At 42.7% G+C, this 25,555-nt stretch carries 21 protein-coding genes, 1 tRNA gene and 1 other annotated feature; of the genes, 21 read left to right on the top strand and 1 reads right to left on the bottom strand.

Annotation, left to right across the window (positions count from 1 at the left end; translation table 11 throughout):
• The 21 genes from D0469_RS21425 to D0469_RS00110 form a co-directional block, all read left to right on the top strand.
• Positions 1-200, top strand: a 200-nt coding sequence (locus D0469_RS21425; RefSeq protein WP_233522898.1) for a hypothetical protein, incomplete at its 5' end; no start/stop codon positions are given.
• Between the two features lie 165 nt (positions 201-365).
• Positions 366-1,442 (top strand): GerMN domain-containing protein, encoded by a 1,077-nt coding sequence (locus tag D0469_RS00010; protein WP_117324610.1) that lies wholly within the window; start codon positions 366-368, stop codon positions 1,440-1,442.
• A gap of 122 nt (positions 1,443-1,564) precedes the next feature.
• Positions 1,565-2,323: a ribonuclease PH gene (gene rph, locus D0469_RS00015; RefSeq protein ID WP_117324611.1), complete on the top strand. Its 759-nt coding sequence runs from the start codon at positions 1,565-1,567 to the stop codon at positions 2,321-2,323.
• The gene (locus tag D0469_RS00020; protein ID WP_117324785.1) at positions 2,323-2,937 is read left to right on the top strand and encodes an XTP/dITP diphosphatase; all 615 of its coding nucleotides are present in this window, start codon (positions 2,323-2,325) and stop codon (positions 2,935-2,937) included. The genes rph and D0469_RS00020 overlap by 1 nt, the downstream gene beginning before the upstream one ends.
• Entirely contained in the window at positions 2,934-3,446 is a 513-nt protein-coding gene (locus D0469_RS00025; protein WP_117324612.1) for a metallophosphoesterase, read from the top strand. Before D0469_RS00020 ends, D0469_RS00025 begins: the two co-directional genes overlap by 4 nt.
• 115 nt (positions 3,447-3,561) lie before the next feature.
• A tRNA-Arg gene (locus D0469_RS00030) sits at positions 3,562-3,635 on the top strand.
• A 596-nt stretch (positions 3,636-4,231) separates the two neighbouring features.
• Positions 4,232-5,137 (top strand): branched-chain-amino-acid transaminase, encoded by a 906-nt coding sequence (ilvE, locus tag D0469_RS00035; RefSeq protein WP_117324613.1) that lies wholly within the window; start codon positions 4,232-4,234, stop codon positions 5,135-5,137.
• 3 nt (positions 5,138-5,140) lie between these two features.
• Positions 5,141-5,402 (top strand) — a binding site (T-box leader).
• 177 nt (positions 5,403-5,579) lie between these two features.
• Positions 5,580-7,298 carry an acetolactate synthase large subunit gene (gene ilvB / locus D0469_RS00040; protein WP_117324614.1) on the top strand — a complete coding sequence of 573 codons (1,719 nt, stop codon included), beginning with the start codon at positions 5,580-5,582 and terminating at the stop codon, positions 7,296-7,298.
• Entirely contained in the window at positions 7,295-7,813 is a 519-nt protein-coding gene (ilvN, locus tag D0469_RS00045) for an acetolactate synthase small subunit (protein WP_117324615.1), read from the top strand. Before ilvB ends, ilvN begins: the two co-directional genes overlap by 4 nt.
• 49 nt (positions 7,814-7,862) lie before the next feature.
• Positions 7,863-8,888 carry a ketol-acid reductoisomerase gene (ilvC, locus tag D0469_RS00050; RefSeq protein WP_117324616.1) on the top strand — a complete coding sequence of 342 codons (1,026 nt, stop codon included), beginning with the start codon at positions 7,863-7,865 and terminating at the stop codon, positions 8,886-8,888.
• The gene (locus D0469_RS00055) at positions 8,875-10,410 is read left to right on the top strand and encodes a 2-isopropylmalate synthase (RefSeq protein ID WP_117324617.1); all 1,536 of its coding nucleotides are present in this window, start codon (positions 8,875-8,877) and stop codon (positions 10,408-10,410) included. Before ilvC ends, D0469_RS00055 begins: the two co-directional genes overlap by 14 nt.
• Before the next feature lie 22 nt (positions 10,411-10,432).
• Entirely contained in the window at positions 10,433-11,545 is a 1,113-nt protein-coding gene (gene leuB / locus D0469_RS00060; protein ID WP_117324618.1) for a 3-isopropylmalate dehydrogenase, read from the top strand.
• Positions 11,546-11,649: 104 nt separating this feature from the next.
• Positions 11,650-13,077 (top strand): 3-isopropylmalate dehydratase large subunit, encoded by a 1,428-nt coding sequence (gene leuC / locus D0469_RS00065; protein ID WP_117324619.1) that lies wholly within the window; start codon positions 11,650-11,652, stop codon positions 13,075-13,077.
• 65 nt (positions 13,078-13,142) lie between these two features.
• A complete protein-coding gene (leuD, locus tag D0469_RS00070) occupies positions 13,143-13,742 on the top strand; it encodes a 3-isopropylmalate dehydratase small subunit (RefSeq protein WP_117324620.1) in 600 nt (199 codons plus the stop codon).
• 314 nt (positions 13,743-14,056) lie between these two features.
• Positions 14,057-15,085 (top strand): tetratricopeptide repeat protein, encoded by a 1,029-nt coding sequence (locus D0469_RS00075; protein ID WP_117324621.1) that lies wholly within the window; start codon positions 14,057-14,059, stop codon positions 15,083-15,085.
• Between the two features lie 176 nt (positions 15,086-15,261).
• Positions 15,262-16,548, top strand: a complete 1,287-nt coding sequence (gene tig, locus D0469_RS00080; RefSeq protein WP_117324622.1) for a trigger factor — start codon at positions 15,262-15,264, stop codon at positions 16,546-16,548.
• Between the two features lie 551 nt (positions 16,549-17,099).
• Positions 17,100-18,368: an ATP-dependent protease ATP-binding subunit ClpX gene (clpX, locus tag D0469_RS00085; RefSeq protein WP_117324623.1), complete on the top strand. Its 1,269-nt coding sequence runs from the start codon at positions 17,100-17,102 to the stop codon at positions 18,366-18,368.
• Between the two features lie 438 nt (positions 18,369-18,806).
• On the top strand, positions 18,807-20,471 hold the full coding sequence (gene lonB, locus D0469_RS00090; protein WP_117324624.1) for an ATP-dependent protease LonB: 1,665 nt from the start codon (positions 18,807-18,809) through the stop codon (positions 20,469-20,471).
• 247 nt (positions 20,472-20,718) lie between these two features.
• Positions 20,719-23,046, top strand: a complete 2,328-nt coding sequence (lon, locus tag D0469_RS00100; RefSeq protein ID WP_117324626.1) for an endopeptidase La — start codon at positions 20,719-20,721, stop codon at positions 23,044-23,046.
• Positions 23,043-23,636, top strand: coding sequence for a ribosome biogenesis GTP-binding protein YihA/YsxC (gene yihA / locus D0469_RS00105; protein ID WP_117324627.1), 594 nt, complete (start codon positions 23,043-23,045; stop codon positions 23,634-23,636). The genes lon and yihA overlap by 4 nt, the downstream gene beginning before the upstream one ends.
• Positions 23,637-23,771: 135 nt before the next feature.
• Positions 23,772-24,539, top strand: a complete 768-nt coding sequence (locus tag D0469_RS00110; protein WP_117324628.1) for an NAD-dependent protein deacylase — start codon at positions 23,772-23,774, stop codon at positions 24,537-24,539.
• Between the two features lie 289 nt (positions 24,540-24,828).
• Here the strand turns inward: D0469_RS00110 and D0469_RS00115 are convergent, their stop codons facing one another.
• Entirely contained in the window at positions 24,829-25,314 is a 486-nt protein-coding gene (locus D0469_RS00115; RefSeq protein WP_117324629.1) for a hypothetical protein, read from the bottom strand.
• Positions 25,315-25,555: the final 241 nt, after the last annotated feature.

Below are 25,555 nucleotides of genomic sequence, written 5' to 3' on the forward strand. Positions count from 1 at the left end.
GCCTAGCTTTTTTTAAGACTGTCCTTTACAAAGGGTACACTTTAAACGGCAGGGGATTTTTCGTTATAAAGAAAGCATTTGCAGATAACGAAAGTGGTAGAGATCCGAGGTACAGGACAAGGCACGGTACAGCATCAATACCCCCGCACGAAATTAAGCAGCAGCTTTTTGAGGGTGTTCTGGTGCCAACGTGGCCATAAGGCGTAGCGATTTTAGATGTTTTTCCGCTTTGATAATGAACTAACATCGTCGTTCCTTTTTTCAGGGCGGTATGGCTCCTATTAATTATTTAATTTTTTAAATCGGTCTAATTTATCCCAAGGCTCGTATAAATAGTAGTACAAACTGTCTTGGGAGGGATTGTAATGTCCAAAGTGACAAGAGGAACTATTGCTGGATCGATTCTAGCTTCTTCTGTGCTGCTGACTGGCTGCGGATTGTTTGGTGGAGAAGAGGTTAAGAAAATAGATCCGCCAAAAGCTGTTACGTATGTCGATGATGCTAAGGAACTGGATACGAACGGGGACAATGGTAAAACGGGACAAATAGCAAATAAGGAAGCTGGACAAGGAACTGTGAAAACGGAGCTTTATTTAATTGATAAGAATGGTTATGTAGTTCCGCAGACAATGGTATTGCCAAAGTCAGAAGGGATAGCTAAACAGGCCCTGGAATACCTTGTATCAAATGGTCCAGTTGAAGAAATGCTGCCAAATGGCTTCCGTGCAGTGCTTCCTGCTGGCACCGAGGTAGATGTGAATATAAAAGATGGAGAAGCAATTGCCGATTTCTCCAAGGAATTTTCAGAGTATAAAGCAGAGGATGAAGAACGAATCCTTCAAGCGATCACTTGGACACTGACACAATTCGATTCCGTGCAAAAGGTCAAGCTGAGAATCAACGGGCACGATGTAAATGAAATGCCTGTAAATGGCACTCCTGTGTCTGAAGGTGTATCGCGGGCACATGGTATCAACCTTGATGTCCAAAATGTTGCAGATATCACCAATACTAAAGCGCTGACTGTTTATTATATTGGTGGAGAAGAGGATAATTATTACTATGTGCCTGTCACACGAAGGGTCAGCGAAACAAAAAAGGATAATGTGGCAGCCGCGATTGATGAATTGGTAAAGGGCCCTTCATACGCTTCAAGCCTTGAGAATTTATTTATGCCTGATGTCAAGCTTGTCGATGAGCCAAAGGTAGCCGATGGCAAGGTTACATTAAATTTTAATGAGTCCATTACAGGGAGTTTCAAGGAAAAAAATAAAGTTTCAAATCAGGTGCTTGATGCTCTAGTGCTGTCATTAACTGAACAAACAGGGATTGAGAGCGTAGAAATTAAGGTGAATGGTAGGGCGGAACTGGTCAACGAAGAAGGAAAACCGCTATCCGAACCAGTAATGCGTCCAGAAAAAGTAAACACTGGTAGTTTTTAAAAAAATTTTTTTGATATACTATATAGAGAATAGCAGGGGTAGGCGAAAGCCGCCTCTTATTTGTTTGAGAAAAATTGTACCGGGAATAAGAACGAAAATCGGTAAGGCAGGAGGAATTTTTTATGCGAAATGATGGACGGGTACATAATCAACTAAGAGAGATACATATTGATACAAATTATTTGAAGCACCCTGAAGGCTCTGTTTTAATCACTGTTGGTGATACAAAGGTGATTTGCACGGCGAGTATTGAAGATCGTGTGCCGCCGTTTATGAGAGGCGAGGGGAAGGGGTGGATAACTGCAGAGTATTCCATGCTCCCAAGGGCAACAAACCAGCGTACAATCAGGGAAGCTGCAAAAGGGAAGATCACAGGGCGTACCATGGAGATCCAGCGGCTGATTGGCCGTGCACTTAGAGCGATTGTTGACCTGAAAGCCATTGGGGAAAAAACGGTATGGATTGACTGTGATGTAATCCAGGCAGATGGAGGAACAAGAACAGCTTCCATAACAGGTGCATTTGTGGCAATGGCGATTGCACTCAATAAATTACATACTGATAAAAGGATTGCAAAATTCCCGATAATAGATTTCCTGGCTGCCACAAGTGTTGGAATTCTAGATAATCAGGGTGTCGTTCTGGACTTAAATTATGTTGAGGACTCAGCGGCCCTTGTTGATATGAATATTATTATGACGGGAAGCGGTGAATTTGTAGAGCTTCAGGGGACAGGAGAAGAGGCAACTTTCTCCTATAGCCAGTTACAGCAATTGCTTGATGTAGCGCAGCAGGGGTTAATGAATTTATTTGAAATCCAGAGGGAAGCACTAGGTGAAATCGCCGATAAAATACAACCGGCTGCCGAGGGCCAGGCATGATGAAAACCGTATTGATTGCCACAAAGAATAAAGGGAAAGCAAAAGAATTCGAAAGCTTATTCTTGCCAAAGGGTTACAAGGTTCAAACTCTGCTGGATATAGAAGATTCAATAGACGTTGAGGAAACAGGCTCAACATTTGAGGAAAACGCCATCTTGAAAGCTGAAACAATTGCAAGGCAGACTGGCACTATTGTGATAGGTGATGATTCTGGATTGATTGTGGATGCTCTGGACGGCAAGCCAGGTGTGTATTCTGCACGCTATGCCGGAGAAGAGAAAAATGACGCTGCCAATACTGAAAAGGTCCTGCAGGAGCTGGATGGAGTACCAGAAAGTAAGCGAACAGCCCGCTTTTACTGTGCCCTGGCGCTTGCTTCACCCAATCAGCAAACCGTAACGGTTGCAGGGACGGTCGAAGGACGAATCACCGAAAAGCCAGCCGGAAAAAATGGTTTTGGATATGACCCGGTATTTTTCATTGATGAAAAAGGAAAAACGATGGCTGAACTGGTGAAAGAAGAGAAAAATGCCATCAGCCATCGGGCAGTGGCTCTTAAGAAGCTGGAAGGGCTGTTAGAAACTTTTTTGCAGAAGGAAGAGGAGAAGCAATGAAAGTTTTGATAATGAGTGACAGCCATGGCTTAACTCATGAAATAAGCAATATTAAGGAAAGGCACAGCGGTGAGGTAGAGGCAATGATCCATTGTGGTGATTCTGAACTGCCTTTTGGCAGTCCGGAGATGTCACGGTTTCTTGCTGTAAGGGGAAATTGCGATTTCGATAAAGACTATCCTGAGCAGCTGTCAGAGGACCTGGAAGGCTTCCGTTTTTATATTACTCATGGGCATCTGTACAATGTTAAAATATCACTGATAAACCTATCTTATAAAGCGGAAGAAGTGGATGCACAAATTGTTTGCTTTGGCCATTCTCACATAGCCGGATCAGAAATGATTAATGGGACACTCTTCATCAATCCTGGAAGCATTCGTCTCCCAAAAATGCGGGCTGAAAAAACATATGTTATTTTAGAAAACAGCGGCAATGAAGTGAATGTGAATTTTTATGATTTAGAAGGAAATTCTGTTGACGGACTGAGCCAAACGTATATTTTTAAGTGATATTGTAACAATAGACAGAAAGTGAAAATCTTTCTGTCTATTGTTCAAAAAATGGGGTTGACTTTCAATTTTTATAGTACTATAATCAAAAATGTCCTTGAAAAACATAAAATATGTCCCAGTAGCTCAGCTGGATAGAGCAACGGCCTTCTAAGCCGTCGGTCGGGAGTTCGAATCTCTCCTGGGACGCTAATTGAAAGGAAAACCTCTTTAGGGGTTTTCTTTTTTTGTGTGTAAAGAGAAATGCAACCAAAACTTTGGACTGACTTTCTCGCAATATTACCCAATGGGTACGATAGTATGATTATCTCATCCTTTACAGTTGCGAAGGTCGTGCGCAATAATCAGGAAGTCGATGAATATATGAAACAGAATAATGATGCTTATGATCCCTAAGAGATGGAATAAACGGTCATCTCTTTTTTAATTGTTCGAAATTTTGTCACAAAATAATGGCGTGTCGATATAAGTATTTCCCCATTGAGCAGGAAGGTAATTATTTAATAAATTTAAAAAATCAAAAAAATTTTTAAAAGGACTTTTGTTGTCCTGATGCATATGTAAGCGGATACAAAGTAATCGATAAATCAAAATAGTCAAATAATTCACGAAAATGGTATTGACTCTCCTGTAAAATGGGCGTAATATAGTCCACAAATAAGGGATGGCTGACCAAGAAAAACAGCCAGAGTTTAGCGAATTGCACAATAAAACTCACGCCCAGTCATGGTTTTATTTTTCCGCTTTATTGGTTTAAAGCTTTTCACTTAAAAGGAGTGTCTTTTTTGTCAGATCAATGGATTTATTTAAATGGCCACTTCGTAACGAAAGAAGATGCAAAAGTATCGGTTTACGATCACGGCTTTTTATACGGAGACGGAATTTTCGAAGGAATTCGAGTATATAGCGGCAATGTCTACAGAATGGAAGAACATATGGACCGCCTGTATCAGTCAGGAAAATCCATTTTGCTTCAAATTCCACATACACAGGAAGAATTGACTGGACTAGTTCTGGAGACAGTAGCACGAAATAATATTAAAGATGCCTATATCCGGCTTGTGATTTCCAGGGGTATTGGAGATCTGGGTCTGGACCCATATAATTGTAAAGCTCCAAGTGTTGTCATCATTGTTGAACCACTGGCCATATTCCCGAAACATCTTTATGAAACGGGAATTGAGATTGTAACTGTTGCTACAAGAAGAAACCGTCCTGACGTGTTAAGTCCAATGGTGAAATCGCTGAATTACTTGAATAATGTATTAGTAAGAATTGAAGCCCATCTTGCGAATGTTAATGAAGCATTAATGTTAAACGATCAAGGCTATGTAGCAGAAGGATCAGCAGATAACGTGTTTATTGTTAAAAAGGGCTGCATCTATACACCGCCTGGTTATATTGGAGCACTGGAAGGTATTACCCGAAGTGCTATTATCGAAATTGCCAAGGAATTAGGCTATGAAGTAAAGGAACAGGCATTTACAAGGCATGATGTCTATGTAGCTGACGAAGTTTTCTTGACAGGTACAGCTGCCGAGGTAATCGCTGTCATCAAGGTTGATGGACGAACGATTGGCGAGGGTGTACCAGGTGAGACAACAAAAAAGCTGCTTAAAGTATTCAGGAAAAAAGTAGTCGAAGATGGGGTGCCGGTATATTATCCGGAGGCTGCCCCGCAAGTCATATAATATCGAAAAACGTTGAAGAGGATAAGTAGTTTCCCAGAAAAGCAGGTACAGAGAGCCGGGTTAGCTGAGAGCCGGTCATGCAGCTGGGAAATGAACTCACCTCGGAGTTTCAGCTTGAAAGTAATCGAGTAGAGCTGGACGGGTGAATACCATCACCCGTTATCAAAACGGATAGCATAAGCTGTCCATAAGTGCGCGCACATTTTATTAGCGCGAATTAAGGGTGGTACCGTGGATTGGTTCCCAAAGCCTTTTCACCCCTTTTAGCTTGCTGCTTGCAGGCGTATGTGGGTGGAGGGGCTTTTTATATTGTTTTTTTTACAGTCAAAAAGCAAGTAAACCCTAAGGAAAGCCTATGGCCAGTTCCTGGAAAAAGATTTTAGATAATTTGCACAAATGATTTGTAAAAAAATAATGAAAAAGTTATTGGGGAGGCAAAAAAATGAATCAAAAGACAGTACTTCCAGAGAAGAAGGGTGAAAAAACAAAAAAAGCCGGTGCCGATTTTTTGATGGAAGCGCTACGAAATCATAAAGTAGAAGTAATATTTGGTTATCCAGGCGGAGCTGTACTCCCAATTTATGACAAGCTTTATGACGCTGGAATACCACATATCCTTTGCCGGCATGAGCAAGGATCAATCCACGCAGCTGAAGGATATGCAAGAATTACCGGAAAGCCAGGGGTGGTTATCGCCACATCAGGACCAGGAGCCACGAACATCGTGACAGGCCTGGCAGATGCGATGATCGACTCCATTCCTTTGGTAGTATTCACCGGCCAGGTTGCGACGAGTGTAATCGGGACCGATGCCTTCCAGGAGGCGGATATCCTTGGGATAACCACCCCAATAACAAAGCATAATTATCAGGTAAGAACAGCCTCGGATATCCCAAGGATTGTAAAAGAAGCTTTTTACATTGCTGCCAGCGGGAGGCCGGGACCGGTGCTGATCGATATTCCTAAGGATGTGGCTGTCTTGGAGGGGGAAGCGGATGAAAATCCAGAGCTTTATCTGCCAGGTTATCAGCCGAAAATCCAGCCGAACTATCTGCAGATTCGAAAGCTTGTCGAAGCAGTATCCGGCGCAAAAAGGCCTGTTATCCTCGCTGGAGCAGGGGTGCTTCACGCTAAAGCTTCCGAATCTCTTATAGCTTATGCTGAGCAACAGGGTATTCCGGTTGTCAACACTCTGCTTGGCCTTGGCGGTTTTCCGGCTGATCACAGACTTTTTATTGGAATGGCCGGCATGCATGGTGAATATGCCGCCAATATGGCTTTGTCTGAATGTGATCTATTAATTAGCGTTGGGGCAAGGTTCGATGACCGGTTGACTGGAAACCTGAAGCATTTCGCCACAAAGGCAACAGTCGCCCATATTGATATTGACCCGGCTGAAATCGGAAAAAATGTACCGACCAAAATACCTGTCGTCGGGGACGCTAAAGAGGCTCTCTCGCAGCTAGTTGAACAAAATGGCAAGAAGGCTGAATCTGATGAATGGCTGGATCAAATATCGAAGTGGAAAGCAGAATATCCGCTCTGGTATAACACCGAAAGCGACAACCTGAAGCCGCAAAGGGTAATTGAGCTGCTTCATGAATATACCAAAGGTGACGCAGTCGTGGTTACTGATGTAGGCCAGCATCAAATGTGGGCTGCCCAGTATTATACATTCAATAAGCCTCATGCCTGGGTAACTTCAGGAGGGCTTGGAACAATGGGGTTCTGTGTCCCTGCAGCGATTGGTGCCCAGATTGCTGAACCGGAAAAGACGGTAATCGCAGTAGTAGGAGATGCTGGCTTCCAGATGACAAGCCAGGAGCTGGCGGTAATAGCGGAGATGAAGCTTCCTATTAAAATCATTATCGTCAACAACCAGGCGTTAGGGATGGTGAGGCAGTGGCAGGAACTGTTTTATCAGGAACGTTACTCTCATAGCCTGTTTCCGGTACAGCCTTCATTCGTGAAGCTGGCGGACGCATATGATATCAAAGCGTTCCAGGCATCCACTGAAGAGGAGGCAAAAACAGTTCTCCAGAAGGCATTTGCCTTGAATGAGCCTGTACTTCTCGATTTACGTGTTGAACCTGGCGAAAATGTATATCCAATGATCGCACCAGGAAAAGGGTTACATGAAATGGAAGGTGTAAAGCCATGAAAGGAATAATCACTCTGACTGTACTTAACAGGCCAGGCGTACTTAACCGGATTACCAATCTATTTTCAAAGAGAAGCTATAATATTGAAAGCATTACGGTCGGTCATTCCGAGCAGGAAGACATCTCACGAATTACGGTTGTCGTCCAGGCAGAGGATGAAAAGGACATTGAACAGATTACGAAACAGCTAAACAAGCAGGTTGATATTTTAAAGGTTTCCGATATTACCGGACAATCCATTGTTGCGAGGGAGCTTGCCCTGATAAAAGTAGCAGTCAACCCGCAAACAAGGGCAGAAATATATTCACTGATTGAACCATTCAGGGCATCAGTGATTGATGTAAGCAAAGACAATCTGACCATTCAGATTACAGGAGAATCCGAAAAAATTGAAGCCTTTATTGAACTGCTAAAACCATACGGCATCAAGGAACTGGCCCGTACTGGAACAACAGCTTTCCTGAGAGGCATGCAGCGCAGCAGCCAGACAAATAAAGTGGTATCTATTTTATAATTTAAATAAATCCAATCAAACTAACAAATGGAAAAGGGAGAGATTTTAAATGGCAAAAGTTTATTATAACGCAGAAGGTAATACAGCATATTTTCAGAATAAAAGAGTGGCAGTTATTGGTTATGGTTCCCAGGGACACGCTCACGCACAAAATCTTCGTGACAGCGGCGTAGATGTAGTTATTGGGCTAAGAGAAGGAAAATCATGGGAGAAGGCAGTCCAGGACGGCTTTAAAGTTTACCCTGTCGGAGAAGCAGTTGAAGCTTCAGATGTTGTAATGATCCTGCTTCCTGATGAAATGCAGCCGAAGGTATATAAAGAAGAAATCGCTCCTGCTTTAAGAGAAGGCCATGCATTAATGTTTGCTCACGGATTTAATATTCATTTCCATCAAATCGTTCCCCCTGCTGAGGTAGACGTGCTGCTTGTTGCACCAAAAGGTCCTGGACATTTGGTACGCAGAACTTATGAGCAGGAAGCTGGAGTACCTGCATTATTCGCTATTTATCAGGATGTGACTGGGGAAGCAAGGGAATTGGCTCTTGCCTATGCGAAAGGAATTGGTGCTTTAAGAGCTGGTGCGCTTGAAACTACATTCAAGGAAGAAACAGAAACGGATCTTTTTGGAGAACAGGCAGTGCTTTGCGGCGGATTGACATCGCTTGTAAAGGCTGGATTTGAGACATTGACTGAAGCAGGTTACCAGCCTGAAGTGGCATACTTTGAATGCTTGCATGAATTGAAGCTAATTGTTGACTTAATGTACGAAGGCGGATTGGAAGGCATGAGGTATTCGATTTCAGATACAGCACAATGGGGTGATTTCGTTTCCGGGCCGCGAGTAGTAAATGAGCAGTCAAAAGCAGAAATGAAGAAGGTCCTGACTGATATTCAAAAAGGCGAGTTTGCTAAGGGCTGGATTTTGGAAAATCAGGCTAACCGTCCTGTCTTTAACGCAATTAATGAAAGCGAAAAAGAACATCCAATTGAAACAGTAGGACGCGAGCTTCGCAAAATGATGCCTTTCGTCCAGCAGCAAAAGAAGAAAGAAGTGGCAGCAGTTGCGAAAAATTAATATATTCGACACTACGTTACGTGATGGTGAACAATCAGCCGGTGTGAATTTAAATTTTTCCGAAAAAATAGAAATCGCCAGGCAGCTTGAACGCCTTGGTGTAGATATAATCGAAGCCGGGTTTCCGGCTTCTTCTAAAGGGGATTTCGCTTCTGTGCAAGAGATAGCAAGGATCGTTCGGAATTGTTCCGTAACAGGGCTTGCCCGTTCCATACAGAGCGACCTTGATGCAGCTTGGGATGCATTAAAGGATGGAGCTGAGCCAAGAATCCATACATTTATTGCCACGTCTCCTATCCATCGGCAGTATAAGCTAAAGAAATCCAAGGAAGAAGTAATTGAAATTGCAGTTGGGTCTGTTAAATACGCCGCACAGCGGTTCCCAATTGTTCAATGGTCAGCAGAGGATGCGGGAAGAACAGAGCTTGATTATCTAGCCGAAATTGTTGAAGCCGTTATCCAGGCAGGAGCCCATGTTATCAACATCCCGGATACGGTTGGATACCTGCCTCCCGCTGAATATGGAAACATCTTCAGATACTTGAGGGAACATGTTCCTTCTATTCATAAAGTAAAGCTTTCTGCCCACTGCCATGATGATCTAGGAATGGCTACTGCAAACTCGCTTGCTGCGATTGAAGCCGGGGCGGAACAAGTAGAAGGAACCATTAACGGAATTGGCGAAAGAGCAGGAAATGCTGCTTTGGAAGAAGTAGTGGTAGCGCTTCATACCAGAGCTGATCATTACCAGGCTAATACCCGTCTTAAATTGAATGAAATTTCGCGTACCAGCAGCTTGATCAGCAAGCTAACCGGTATGGTTATACCGGCAAATAAGGCTGTAGTAGGAAGAAATGCTTTTGCCCATGAATCCGGGATTCATCAGGATGGAGTATTAAAGGAAAAAACAACATATGAAATCATTTCTCCTGACCTTGTGGGAGTTTCCATTAACTCCATGGTACTGGGTAAACATTCAGGCCGGCATGCATTTAAGACCCGACTTGAAGAGCTGGGAATGAGCGTTACAGAGGAAGAACTGAACAGGCTGTTCGTCCAATTTAAGGAGCTGGCCGATAAGAAAAAAGAAATGACAGATGACGATTTGAATGCACTGGTCCTTGAAGAAAAGCTTTCAAAGGATCAAAGATTCTTTGAATTAGAATCAATCCAAGTTGTGTACGGCACAAGCCAGATACCGACAGCTACAGTTACACTTTCAGGGCGGGAAAATGAAGTAATTCAAGAAGCGGCAACAGGAGCTGGAAGTATTGAGGCTTTATACAATACGCTCGAAAGATGCATCGATGGAACGGTTAATCTTCTGGACTATCGGATCCAATCTGTTGGCGCAGGCAGGGATGCCCTTGCACAGGTGTTTGTAAAGTTGAAATTTGATGGTGTTGAAACAAGTGGCCGCGGGCTGGCCCAGGATGTTTTGGAAGCATCAGCAAAGGCCTACCTTCACGCTGTTAACAGAGTCATTTATTTAAATGATAGAGAAACGGTATTACAGCCTTAAATATATGAAAGGGGATGCTACGATGAAAAGGAAAATTGCAGTACTGCCGGGCGATGGAATCGGAAAAGAAGTGACAAGAGGGGCGGTCGAGATTCTCCAGGCGATTGCCGAAAGATACAACCATGAATTCGAGTTCCAATATGGTTCTATTGGCGGTGGGGCCATTGACGAAACAGGAAATCCCCTTCCGGAAGAGACAATTGAAATGTGCAAAGCCAGCGATGCTGTCCTCCTTGGAGCAGTTGGAGGTCCAAAATGGGACAATAATCCTTCCCATTTAAGACCAGAAAGGGGACTGCTTGCTATCCGGAAGGAACTCGACCTGTATGCGAATCTAAGGCCAATCAGCTATTATTCCAGCTTATCAGAAGCATCCCCTTTAAGAAAAGAAATCATTGAAGAGGTTGACCTGATCATTGTCAGGGAGCTGACAGGCGGCCTGTACTTTGGCAAGCCGAGCGAACGTACCACACATGAAGGAAAAGAAGCGGTAGTTGATACCCTATTTTATAAACGGGAAGAGATTAAGCGGATAATTGAGCTGGCATTTAAAGTAGCGAACGGCCGCAGAAAAAAAGTTACTTCAGTTGATAAAGCAAATGTATTGGAGTCTAGCAGGCTATGGCGTGAGGTTGCAGAAGAAGTGGCAGCTTCCTATCCAGAGGTTGAACTGGAACATATGCTTGTAGACAATGCAGCGATGCAGCTTATTAGAAATCCAAGACAATTTGATGTGATTGTGACAGAAAATATGTTCGGTGATATTTTAAGCGACGAGGCATCAGTTTTAACGGGTTCACTTGGAATGCTTCCTTCCGCTTCCCTTTCAATCGGAGGACCTAGCATGTACGAACCGATTCACGGTTCTGCTCCGGACATTGCCGGAATGAATGTAGCCAACCCGTTGGCAACTATTCTTTCAGCTGCCTCAATGCTGCGCCTTTCCTTTGGCCTTGAAGAAGAAGCAGAGGAAATTGAACGTGCAGTACGGGATGTGCTTGACGCTGGTTTCAGGACACGGGATATTGTCGCGGACGGAACAAAAGTTCTTTCAACAACAGAAATGGTAGCAGAGGTCAAAGCCTCCATTTTAGACAATGAAGCAATTATACAAATCATGGGTGCTTACGCATAAATATCAATGGCAACATACAGATGTCTAGCTCGGGCGCCTAGCTGCTTTTCTTAGGAAAATAAGATGGCGAAGGCGCTTCCGCTTTTCTGATAAGGAGGAATACCATGGGCAAGTCAATTATTGAAAAAATATGGGACCGCCATATTGTTTATAAGGAAGATAGTAAGCCTGATTTATTATATATCGACCTGCATTATATCCATGAAGTAACATCGCCACAGGCATTTGAGGGCCTCCGGTTAAAAGGCAGAAGCGTCAGGCGCCCGGACAAAACATTTGCAACAATGGATCATAATGTACCGACAATTAACCGCTACCTCATCCATGACGAAGTGGCACGTACACAGCTGGAAGCATTAAAAAAGAATTGTGATGAATTCTCGATATCTCTTGCAGATTTGGATAGTCCGGATCAGGGAATTGTTCATGTAATTGGTCCAGAACTTGGGCTAACTAAGCCAGGGATGACAATTGTTTGCGGAGACAGCCATACTTCTACACACGGAGCCTTTGGGGCGATTGCCTTTGGTATTGGAACAAGTGAGGTAGAACATGTTCTTGCGACACAAACCCTTTGGCAAACAAAGCCCAAGACATTAAAGCTGGAGATCAATGGCTCCTTAGGCCGGGGCGTTACTGCCAAGGATGTTATTTTATATATCATTTCTAAATATGGCGTAAATTTTGGAACCGGGTACATCATTGAGTATTGCGGTGATGTAATTAGAAATATGTCGATGGAAGAAAGAATGACTGTCTGTAATATGTCCATTGAAGGAGGCGCAAGAGCAGGGCTTGTTGCTCCGGATGAAACTACTTATTCATATCTGCTCGGAAGAAAGTACTCTCCAAAAGGGGACGATTTTGAAAAAGCCGTCACGGATTGGAGCTCACTTGTAAGCGACGATGATGCGGAATATGATCATTGCCTCGAAATTGACGGATCCGACATATCCCCAATGGTTAGCTGGGGTACCAATCCAGGCATGTGCAGTCCGGTGGACAGCAGCATTCCGACCGCTGGTGAAGTAAAAACAGAAGATAGCAAGAAATCTTTGCGTAGCGCGCTTCAATATATGGGTCTTGAAGAGGGCATGAAGATTACTGATATTCCTGTTCAGCATGTATTTATCGGTTCGTGTACGAATTCCCGCCTTGAGGACTTACGCCAAGCCGCTGATGTTGTGAAAGGACAAAAGGTGTCAACCGGTGTCAGAGCGCTGGTAGTACCAGGTTCTCAGCGGGTAAAACTAGCAGCCGAAGAAGAGGGGCTGGATAAAATTTTCACTGAAGCTGGTTTTGAGTGGCGTGAATCTGGCTGCAGCATGTGCCTAAGCATGAATCCTGATGTGGTTCCTCCTGGTGAACATTGTGCTTCAACGTCAAACAGAAACTTTGAAGGCAGGCAGGGCACTGGTGCGCGTACGCATTTGGTGAGCCCTTCCATGGCTGCGGCTGCAGCATTATTCGGCAAGTTCGTTGATATTCGGCAGATTAATGCTGCAGGCATTGCGGATGAGGCGGTTAAGTAAGGACAACTGCTTCGCATCAATTGTGGAAAAGAATATTTTACTTTTTATAAAGTGAGGTGCGCATGATGGAACCTATTCAATGCTTAACTGGAAAAGCAGCCGTTATGGACCGTTCTAACGTGGATACAGATCAGATCATCCCGAAACAATTTTTAAAGCGTATTGAACGGACAGGCTTTGGTGAATTTTTGTTTTATGACTGGAGATATGATGAAAAAGGAAATGAACGAGCCGATTTCGAGTTAAATAAACCTGAATCAAAAGGCGCCAACATTTTAATTGCCGGAGATAATTTTGGCTGCGGATCATCACGGGAACATGCGCCATGGTCGCTATATGATTATGGATTTCAAGCTGTAATAGCCCCTTCCTTTGCTGATATTTTTAAAAATAACTGTTTAAAGAATGGGATGCTTCCAATCGCTCTTTCGAGTGAGGACGTTAGTCGGCTAATGAAGGCGGCCGAAGAACCTGGGCATCAGCTTACAGTTGATTTACCGAATCAAACTGTTACTGATAATAAAGGGTTTCAGGCGTCATTTGACATCCATCCATATTGGAAGGAAATGCTCGTCAACGGCTGGGATGAGATCTCAATCACGCTGCAATATGACGAGCAAATCCGGCAGCATGAACAGAAAGATCAAGTGGTTTCTTCCTATTAAAAGAATTATTTGGTTTAAACACAGCCACCCTGCCGATCGATGCGGGTGGCTGGTTTTTTTTGCTTTTTATCTTTTCAAGTTTTTGCAGTATCGCAAGCTGATTTTAAATAAGGCTTGATTGAACGACTATATGCTTTGTTGAGGAAATAATTGATTAAAGCTTTAAAATACATCGCCTCATTCTTCTCTTAATTATCGAATGAGGAGCGTCACTGTTTTGATTGAGCGTTTAGGTAATTAAAGCAATATTTTGTTTTTCTGCAATTAACGTGCTAAACTGTGTTTTAAAACGAAGTTGATAGGGCGGTATATCAATGAAGGAAAAGCGGTCTGGCGGAAAAGAAGATAAAAAGGTTATTCCATTCCCAAAGCTGGCCAATCGTCTGGTGGAGATGGGGCTGGAATCGCTGTCAGTTAAGGATTTTAAAAGAGCTGCTGAATTGTTCAGACAGGCCAAGGAACTTGAACCGGAAGATCCCGATCTGAATGTTGGGCTTGTTGTATCTTTAGTGGAGCTTGGGTTTTATGAAGAAGCAAAAGAGCTGTGTAAGGAGCTGCTTCATAAGGGAATTGGCGATTATTTTCAGGTTGTAAATATTTACTTAATGATCCTTCTGCAGCTTAATGAACAGGAGGAAATGGCTTCTACGATTGAAGCGCTGCTTGATGACAATCAAGTTCCTCCAGATAAAGTGGATCATTTTGAAAAAATGCTCCAGTTCAGCAGGCGATCAGTTGCCGAAAAAGAAAGACAGCGGGAAGCGGCAAGAGAGCGTGAGGAACAAAGCTTTAATGAAAGTTTATTGTCCGGTAAAAGTGAACAGGAACTGCTTTTGACCATCTCAAGGTTATCATCAATGAACGCAAGGCCGTACAGGGACCAGATTAAAGAATTTTTTGAGGACGAAACGGGACACCCCTTTTTCAAGACTCTATTGGTCAATATATTGCGGGAACAAGAGTTTGAAATAGAGTTGATGATTGAGAAATTTGGAATGCAGAAGACGATTATACCCGCCAAGCTGCCCGAAATGAAAAGCAATCCTTTTTATAATGAAATTTCGAGGTTGCTTGAAAGGGAACTTGAGGATGTTAATCCGACCCTATTTGAGCTAGCTTCCGGGCTTTTGGAACGGCACCATTTCCTTTATTATCCATTTGATCCCGGGGGAGAAGCGTTTGAAGAATGGGCTGCAGCATATCATTACCTGTCAGAAGAATACCAAGGTTTCGAACCGTCATTATCTGTAATCGCGGAACACTATCAATGTGAGACTGAAGCCGTAAAGAAAATCGTTTCAAGGCTTAAGGAAATTGAAGAAATTTCTTACCCGATAATTTAAGGGATTGCTGTTGAAACAAAATCATCCTATGTTATAATGTAGTGGTTGTAATATATAATGCACCAGTAGCGACATTTCACGAAAATCCTGGCATGATCGGGTAATTGTGATTGAATGAGATGGCAGAATCATCACTCGCTTACAAATGAAGTATATAGATTTTTGGAGGGAAACAAATGTCTGTAAATTGGGAAAAGCAAGAAGGGAACCAAGGGGTTCTTACAGTTGAAGTTGATGCAGCAAAGGTTAACGAAGGCCTTGATGCAGCATTCAAAAAAGTAGTTAAACAGGTTAATGTTCCTGGATTCCGTAAAGGTAAAATGCCTCGCCAAATGTTCGAAAAGCGTTTTGGCGTTGAATCACTTTATCAGGATGCATTGGACTTCATTCTTCCAGATGCATATGCAAATGCAGTAGAAGAAGCAGGAATCACTCCTGTTGACCGTCCGGAAATCGACATTGAACAAATGGAGAAAGGCCAAAACCTTATCTTTAAAGCTACTGTAACTGTTAAGCCGGAAGTGGAATTAGGCGAGTATAAAGGCCTTGAAGTAGAAAAGGCTGATACTGAAGTAACAGATGAAGATGTTGAAAATGAAATCAACTCGATCCGTGATCGTCATGCTGAGCTAGTCGTGAAAGAAGAAGGACAAGCTGAAAATGGAGATACTGTTGTTATCGATTTTGAAGGCTTTGTTGATGATGAAGCATTTGAAGGCGGTAAAGGCGATAACTATTCACTTGAACTTGGTTCAGGTTCTTTCATCCCTGGATTTGAAGAACAATTAGTTGGTGTTGCTGCAGGCGAAGAAAAGGATATAAATGTTACATTCCCTGAAGAATACCACGCGGCTGAGCTTGCTGGAAAGCCTGCTGTATTCAAGGTTAAGCTTCACGAAATTAAATCAAGACAGCTTCCTGAGCTGGATGATGAATTCGCTAAGGATGCAGACGAAGAAGTAGAAACAATGGCTGAACTTCGTGAAAAAACAAAAACTCGTCTTGTTGAGAGCAAAAAGCATGCTGCTGAACATCAAGTTCGCGATGCAGTAGTTGAAAAAGCTGCTGAAAATGCTAAAATTGACATCCCTGAGGCAATGATTTCAAATGAAGTTGACCGTATGATGGATGAATTCGGTCAGCGCCTTCAAGCTCAAGGTATGAATCTTGACTTGTACTTCCAGTTCTCTGGACAGGATGAAGAAGCATTAAAAGGACAAATGAAGGATGAAGCTGAAATTCGCGTCCGTGCAAACCTTACATTAGAAGCAATTGCTGAAGCTGAAAATCTTGAAGCAACTGAAGAAGATGTAAATGCAGAACTTGAGAGCATGGCTTCAATGTATAATATGGATGTAGAAAACATCAAAAAAGCACTAGGAAATCTTGAGGGAATTAAGGGTGACCTGAAAATCCGCAAGGCTATTGATTTCCTTGTTGAAAACAGCAAAACAGCTGAATAATTTTTTTATTAAATAACAAGGCACGAATTATCGTGCCTTGTTTTGTAACATATAACAAGAAAAGCGAAAGCTATGCAGCTGGACATCTGTACTGGTTCTCAGTCTAACAAAGAAAAGTAAAACGCGGTCACGGTAAAGTGGCAGCACGCTCCTTGTACCATGTCCCGCATGAAGCCGGAAGCTGGCTGAAAGGTTATTGCTTGCGGTATTTTACATATCAAACTATACTATTTTTAATACCTTTTCTGACCCTGTTTTTGGGATTAAGGGATAGTTTGTCCCGAATATAGCATATACATAAAGAAAGAAAGCCTTTATTTTTATTAATCCTGGAGTTTGGGATTGATGGTAAAGGGCAAAATACATATTATTGATTTGGTTTTAAATACTGGATGGCTATTTCATGGAGAAGCATATCGTTACCTGTTTGACTGTGAACCGTGTTACAATACAGATTAAATTAAAATTGGTTTAATCTTTTGTAATCCGTCAGATCGAGACAGGGTAACTGTCTATGAATAGAGAATGAGTACTTAAAGGGGTGAGCGTTAATGTTTAAATTTAATGATGAAAAAGGGCAGCTTAAATGTTCTTTTTGCGGCAAAACCCAGGAACAGGTGAGAAAGCTTGTCGCTGGCCCTGGCGTATATATTTGTGATGAATGTATAGAGTTATGTACGGAAATTGTTGAGGAAGAGCTTGGCTCAGAGGAAGAAGTTGAATTTAAGGATGTACCGAAGCCAATGGAAATCCGTGAAATTCTTGATGAATATGTAATTGGGCAAGAACAGGCGAAAAAGTCTCTTGCAGTAGCGGTTTATAACCATTACAAACGCATCAATTCCAACAGCAAGATTGATGATGTGGAGCTTGCAAAGAGTAATATCTGCTTAATTGGACCAACTGGAAGCGGAAAAACTCTTTTAGCGCAGACACTTGCTCGTTTGTTAAACGTTCCATTTGCCATTGCTGATGCTACCTCATTAACGGAAGCCGGATATGTAGGGGAAGATGTTGAAAATATTCTTCTTAAACTAATCCAGGCTGCAGATTATGATGTGGAAAAAGCAGAAAAGGGAATCATCTATATCGATGAAATTGATAAAGTTGCTAGAAAGTCTGAAAATCCTTCCATTACCCGTGATGTTTCCGGTGAAGGTGTTCAGCAGGCGTTGCTGAAAATCCTCGAAGGAACAGTTGCCAGTGTTCCTCCGCAGGGTGGAAGAAAGCATCCCCATCAGGAGTTTATCCAAATTGATACGTCAAACATTCTATTTATTTGCGGTGGAGCGTTTGATGGAATTGAGCCGATCATTAAAAGACGTCTCGGCCAAAAAGTAATTGGATTTGGATCTGGAACTAAAAAAGAAGAAGTAAACGATAAGGCGCTGCTTTCAAAAGTATTGCCTGAGGACCTTCTGCGCTTTGGTTTAATTCCCGAATTCATTGGCCGTCTGCCAGTAATCGCAACCCTTACTCAACTTGATGAGGAAGCGTTGATTGAAATTCTGACAAAGCCAAAGAATGCTCTAGTGAAGCAATATCAAAAGATGCTTGAGCTTGATGAAGTGGATCTTGAGTTTGAAAAGGAAGCACTTGTAGAAATCGCTAAAAAAGCGATCGAACGCAAGACAGGTGCCCGCGGGCTGCGCTCCATCATTGAAGGCATTATGCTTGAAGTGATGTTTGACCTGCCATCACGGAATGATATCCAAAAGTGTATTATTACAGCAGAAACAGTTGCTGATAACAAACCGCCCAAAATGGTTTTAACGGATGGTTCCGTTGTTGAGAGCGAAGAAAAGAAAACCTCTGCATGAACAGAAAAGTGAAAAGCGCCCTCACAGAGGAAGGAAATAAGTGCGCCACGCCGTGTGGCAACACTGTCCTGAACTGCGTTCTGTGGCACTTCGGCACTAAAATGTCCTCACAAAACTACCGTTTTGCAGTTTAGTGCAACGCTGATGAAGCTCTTGTCATGTACTCTGAGGATTTAACTTCCTATTGGAAAAAGTTGCTTGGCGCTGAAGCCAGACAACAGTCCATATTTTATGTTTCAAAAAAAGGCTGTCCGCACATGCGGCAGCCTTTTTTTATGAATTACTTCTTCTTTTTTTATAGTTCGATTTAATTATATATGAGTTGCTTTGAACCGTTTTTTACTTTCCTGATTCGGTGATAAAAATTCCGGTTAATCCCTACCTTCAACGGAGATACTAGCAATAATTAACGAACTTGGGATTGCAGGAGGGATACATGTGAGTTGGACAGGAATAGCATTATTAATTCAGCTGTTTTTTGGGATTGTAATAGGATTGTACTTTTTAAACCTGCTAAAGGGGCAACGTTCCCAAAAAGTCACAATTGACAGGGAATCAAGAAAGGAAATGGACCAGCTCCGGAAAATGCGCGGGATCTCGTTAACTGAACCGCTGTCGGAAAGAGTTCGGCCGGCATCCTTCGAGGATATTGTGGGTCAAGAGGATGGAATCAAAGCTTTGAAAGCAGCTCTATGCGGGCCAAATCCTCAGCATGTTATCATCTATGGACCACCAGGAGTTGGCAAGACTGCTGCAGCGCGTCTGGTACTAGAAGAAGCCAAAAGATCGGCTAAATCACCCTTCAAATCTTCATCTGTTTTCGTGGAACTTGATGCCACAACGGCCAGGTTTGATGAGAGAGGCATCGCAGACCCGTTAATTGGTTCTGTACATGACCCGATCTACCAAGGTGCAGGTGCAATGGGACAGGCTGGAATTCCCCAGCCGAAACAAGGTGCAGTTACCAATGCACATGGTGGCGTATTATTTATAGATGAGATTGGAGAGCTTCATCCTATACAAATGAACAAACTCCTTAAGGTGCTAGAGGACCGGAAAGTTTTTCTCGAAAGTGCTTATTACCAAGAAGAAAATGTGAATATTCCAGCTCATATCCATGATATTTTCAAAAACGGCTTCCCAGCTGATTTTCGGCTTGTTGGAGCTACAACAAGAACTCCGAATGAAATTCCGCCAGCCATTAGATCTCGATGCATGGAGGTGTTTTTTAGGGAACTTCAGCAGGAAGAGGTTATAACGATTGGCCGAAAAGCAGCTGATAAGGTCAAGCTGCCAATTAGTGACAAAGCACTAGAAACACTATCGGATTATGCGCGAAACGGACGCGAAGCAGTTAATATGATTCAAATAGTGGCAGGGCTTGCTGTGACAGATAATCGCTCCTTTATTAAGGATGAAGATATTGAGTGGGTCGTCCAGAGCAGTCAGCTAAGTCCTAGGATGGAACAAAAAATTGCTGCAAAACCAAAGGTTGGTCTTGTCAATGGCCTAGCAGTTTACGGGCCAAACACTGGTACATTGCTGGAAATAGAAGTAACGGTTATGCCTGCTACAGATAAAGGAAGCATAAATATTACCGGTATCATCGATGAAGAAAGTATCGGCGGGAATGGAAAATCGATACGGAGAAAGAGCATGGCTCGCGGCTCTGGAGAAAATGTAATTACGGTTTTGAGGTCGCTGGGGGTGCCGGCTGACCAATTTGATATTCATGTGAACTTTCCTGGAGGAACACCTATCGACGGTCCATCTGCAGGAATTGCAATGGCGACCGGTATTTATTCAGCGATTTATAAGATACCGGTTGACCATACTATAGCAATTACAGGGGAAATTAGCATCCACGGGAATGTAAAACCTGTTGGCGGGGTATATGCAAAAGTAAAGGCAGCAAAAAAGGCTGGAGCCAAAAGGGTTATTATTCCGGCTGAAAACATGCAATCTATTCTCAAAGAAATTAAAGGGATCGAAATTTCACCTGTCATGAACCTGAAGGAAGTTTTTGATATTGCCTTAAAGAAAGAAGTTATGCCGGATCACATCCTTCCGTCATTGGATCTTACAAAAAAAGAAAGTGGTTGAACAGGCTACGACAATCAGCGGGGACTTTCTCGCTGATTGTTCCTTGTCTGACTAATGTAATCTATGCCTATTCAATTAAACCCTAATCTTTTTACGTGCTTTATGATTAAATTTTAGAGATAATACAATTACAATTCCCACATGGACCAAAATAGACACTTTTACCCAAATGAGATAGAATTGTACAAAGGTCCGCGACATATGAAAAATACATTTAAGAAAATATAGAAAATGGAGGTGTCCGGCTATGGCTGATAGGAAAGAATTCATTGTCCCCCTCCTTCCGCTTAGAGGACTGCTTGTATATCCAACTATGGTCCTTCATTTAGATGTTGGACGTGATAAATCTGTACAGGCACTTGAAAAAGCAATGGTGGAAGACCATCTTATTTTTTTGACAACCCAAAAAGATGTTTCTTTAGATGAACCTGGCGAAGATGACATTTATAAAATGGGAACCCTTACTAAGGTTAAGCAGATGCTTAAACTCCCGAATGGGACGATTCGGGTTTTGGTTGAGGGACTTAACCGGGCAGAAATTATTTCGGTATCTGATCACGAAACCTATTTCTCCGCTAAGGTTGAAGTTTATGAAGACAGCGCTGAAAAGGAAATTGAGCATCAGGCTTTAATGCGGACACTTTTAGACTACTTCGAGCAATACATAAAGATGTCCAAGAAAATTTCCGCTGAAACCTTCTCAGCTACTTCTGATATTGAGGAACCAGGAAGGCTGGCAGATATCATTGCCTCCCACCTTCCGTTAAAGCAAAAAGAAAAGCAGGAAATACTTGAAACGATTGATGTGAGGAAACGGCTGAGCCGTGTTATCGAGATCATTAATAATGAACGGGAAGTATTGAATCTGGAAAAGAAAATCGGCCAGCGGGTCAAGCGGTCGATGGAACGGACCCAGAAGGAATATTATTTACGCGAGCAGATGAAAGCTATCCAGAAAGAGCTCGGTGACAAAGAAGGAAAGACAGGCGAGATTGCTGATTTAACTGAAAAAATTGAAAAAGCAGGAATGCCGGAACACATTCAAGCTGCGGCTTTTAGGGAATTGGACCGTTATGAAAAAGTTCCGGCAAGTTCTGCCGAAAGTGCAGTTATCCGTAATTATATCGAATGGCTCGCTGCCTTGCCATGGTCAAACTCAACCAAAGATGATTTAGACATCCATAAAGCCGAAACGATTTTGAACAGTGAGCATTTTGGACTGGAAAAGGTGAAAGAAAGAGTACTTGAATATCTGGCAGTGCAGCAGCTTACTAATTCGTTAAAAGGGCCGATCCTTTGCCTTGCGGGTCCTCCGGGGGTAGGGAAAACAAGTCTTGCGAAATCAATTGCGACGTCCATGAACCGTAATTTCGTCCGGATATCGCTCGGTGGTGTCCGTGATGAATCCGAGATCCGCGGCCATCGGAGAACCTATGTCGGTGCGATGCCTGGCCGGATTATACAAGGTATGCGAAAAGCCGGTACAATCAATCCCGTATTCTTATTGGACGAAGTGGACAAAATGTCAAGCGATTTCAGGGGTGACCCATCATCAGCAATGCTTGAAGTGCTAGATCCTGAACAAAATCATAATTTTAGCGATCATTATATTGAAGAAACATATGATTTATCCAAGGTAATGTTTATTGCAACTGCCAACAACCTGGCTACCATTCCTGGGCCGCTCCGCGACCGGATGGAGATTATCACCATTTCGGGCTATACCGAGATTGAAAAGCTTCATATTGCCAAGGATCATTTACTGCCAAGGCAGTTAAAAGACCATGGACTGAAAAAAGCCCAGCTGCAAATCAAGGATGATGCGATGCTCCGAATCATCCGCTATTATACAAGGGAAGCAGGGGTGCGGAGTCTGGAAAGGCAGCTTGCCAGTATTTGCCGTAAAACTGCAAAAATCATTGTGTCAGGCGAGAAGAAACGGGTTATCATTTCTGATGGCGGTGTGGAGGACTTTTTGGGCAAAACAATTTACCACTATGGCCAGGCGGAGCTGGAAGACCAGGTTGGCGTTGCTACAGGACTAGCTTATACAACTGTTGGTGGAGACACTCTTCAAATTGAAGTATCCCTTTCTCCTGGAAAAGGAAAGCTAGTTCTTACAGGGAAACTTGGCGATGTTATGAAAGAATCAGCACAGGCAGCTTTCAGCTATGTGCGCTCCAAAGCGGCAGAGCTGAATATAGAAACAGATTTCAATGAAAAATATGATATTCATATACACGTCCCTGAAGGAGCAGTGCCAAAAGATGGGCCGTCTGCGGGAATTACGATGGCGACCGCTCTTATTTCAGCATTGACCGGCCGTCCGATCAGACGCGAAGTGGGCATGACAGGGGAAATCACCCTGCGTGGCCGAGTATTGCCAATTGGCGGCTTGAAGGAAAAATCCTTAAGTGCACACAGGGCTGGTTTAACTAAAATTATTTGCCCGAAGGATAATGAAAAAGACATAGATGACATTCCGGAAAGCGTCCGCAATGAACTGGAATTCGTTCTGGTATCACATGTCGATGAGGTTATTCAACATGCATTATTGGAAGGTGAAAGTAAGTGAAGGTAACAAGTGCGGATATTGTGATCAGCGCGGTTAAGCCTGCTCAGTATCCTGATGTTAACCTGCCTGAATTTGCGCTCGCAGGAAGATCTAATGTGGGAAAGTCTTCGTTTATCAATAAAATGATTAACCGCAAAAATCTGGCCAGAAAGTCATCAAAGCCAGGAAAAACGCAAACTCTGAATTTTTATATCATTAATGATATGTTCCATTTTGTGGACGTGCCAGGCTATGGATACGCAAAGGTCTCTAAAAGTGAACGTGAAGCATGGGGCCGGATGATTGAAACGTATTTTACCAGCAGGGAGCAATTAACCGCCGCCCTTCTTATAGTCGATTTACGCCATCCACCCTCCAATGATGATGTGTTGATGTATGAGTTTCTAAATCATCATAATCTTCCAGTAATTGTCATTGCAACCAAGGCTGATAAGATCCCAAAAGGGAAATGGCAAAAGCATATGAAGGTAATACGGGAAACACTGGATATGGAAAAAAACCATGAATTAATTCTTTTTTCAGGTGAAACCGGCCAGGGGAAAGATGAAGCATGGTCTGCCTTAAAAAGGCATATGCATGAATTCGCATAGATAATTCTTGTATAGCGGAAAAGTTCTGACTTATGACAGTTTGGCGCAACAGATCAAAAATGGCTTAGCCATTCTTGATGCAGAAGCTGCCCAAGTCATAAGTCAGTTTTTTTATTTAATGAAAGGTGGATACAGATGAAGAATCCTAAAACAAATGAGCTTACTGAAAGGATAAAGCATGCAAAAAATATTGCAATCCTGACTGGGGCCGGTGTAAGTACCGAAAGCGGCCTGCCCGATTTTAGGTCTTCTGAAGGCATTTATAAAAGGGAGCATAGGCTGGAATATTATTTGTCGCGTTCTTATTTTCAGCAGCATCCAGCCGAGTTTTGGAACCACTATATTGATATTTTTCAATTGCAGACCTTAAACCAATATAAGCCAAACGTCAGCCATCATGTATTGTCTGAGATAGAGAAGATAGGTAAAAACGTTACAATCATAACTCAAAATGTTGACGGATTTCATCAGGCTGCAGGCAGCACGAATGTAATAGAAGTGCATGGATCGCTTAGGGGTGCAACCTGTCCTGAATGCGTCCAATCCTATGAAATTGATTATAAAGGGCTGGAAAAAGCACCGCTATGCGTAAAATGTCAAAGCACTGGAAGCGGCGGACATGTAATTCTTGAGCCAAATATCGTTTTATATGGAGATGCCGTAATAGGATGGGAGCAGGCGGAAGATGCGATTGAAAAAGCAGACTTATTTATCGCCATGGGTTCCTCGCTGTCCGTATCCCCCGTTAATATGCTTCCTGCTTTCGCAGCGGAGGCTGATATTCCATCAGTTTTGATTAACAATGAACCAACGATCATGGATAGGTATTTTGATTTGGTATTACTGGGGCCGTTAGGAGAAATTCTAAAAGAGGCAGCTTCAGAAATTGAACTGAATATATGAGTCTTTACTATACGAAACCCTTGCCTCTTGGTATAAGCAAGGGTTTTTTTGAAATCCCCAAAACTATTAGACAGTAGATGTGGATAACGGAAAGAGTAAATCTCAAGCACCCAGGAAATTTTTCAGTAGGATGATAACATCCCGGTGCAAAGGACAAGGAACAATTCGGCAGCGATACATCGCACGGAAACATTGGGTTAGCCCATTTTTAGGGCGATCATGTACTAGCACCGCTTAGGATGAAGGTTCAAATCCTTTATACGGAGGCCTCACTTTCTTCATTATGTAATTATTTTTTTTTCAAAAACAGCAGGTAAAAACCTATTGCAATCAGTAATAAAGGCCAAAACTTCCAAATGGCCGATACGCCGGTTTCAAGAACACCGAGCCAGTTTACAAGCCTGTCATAAAATAAGATTATCATGGAAATGATAAACAAAAGAATACCATACATCATTCCTGTGTTTGTTTTTCTAGCGCGCAGCATAAATCCAAGTGAAATGATTGTGATGAACATACCTGTATGCTGCGGCCATTCAGAAAAACGGGCGGCCGCATGAAAATGGAGTCCTATGCCTGTAAATATAGTTCCTGGCAAAATGGATTCATGGTCCTTTGCGAAATAGGCCTGTCCTAAGAAAGCAATGCCGACAATGCAAAGTAAAGTAGGCCATGTAAACAATTCAGGCAGTACCGCCGGCTTCGTCTTTTCAAGGAAAAAGTAAAGTCCAAAGCCAGTTAAAACAATTCCAGGAAAATAGCGCTGTGATTTCATCTTGCCCTCCATACCGATTTCATTGCTTGAAGTGAAACGTATTTTTTGGTAAGTTACTTAAGTAGATATTTGTCGAAAAAGGCTCATTTATAAAAGAAAGTATAATTTCGTTGACTAGTATAGATGTCTAGCTTCAGCGCCCAGCAACTTTTTTTACGGAGTAAAATAAAGCCCCGACCCACAGGACGTGCCAGAACTTAGCCGACGTTCCTTTGTCAGGATGTGGGTGAGGACAGTGTTG

The sequence above is a fragment of the Peribacillus saganii genome (assembly GCF_003429095.1).
Lineage (GTDB): Bacteria > Bacillota > Bacilli > Bacillales > DSM-1321 > Peribacillus > Peribacillus saganii.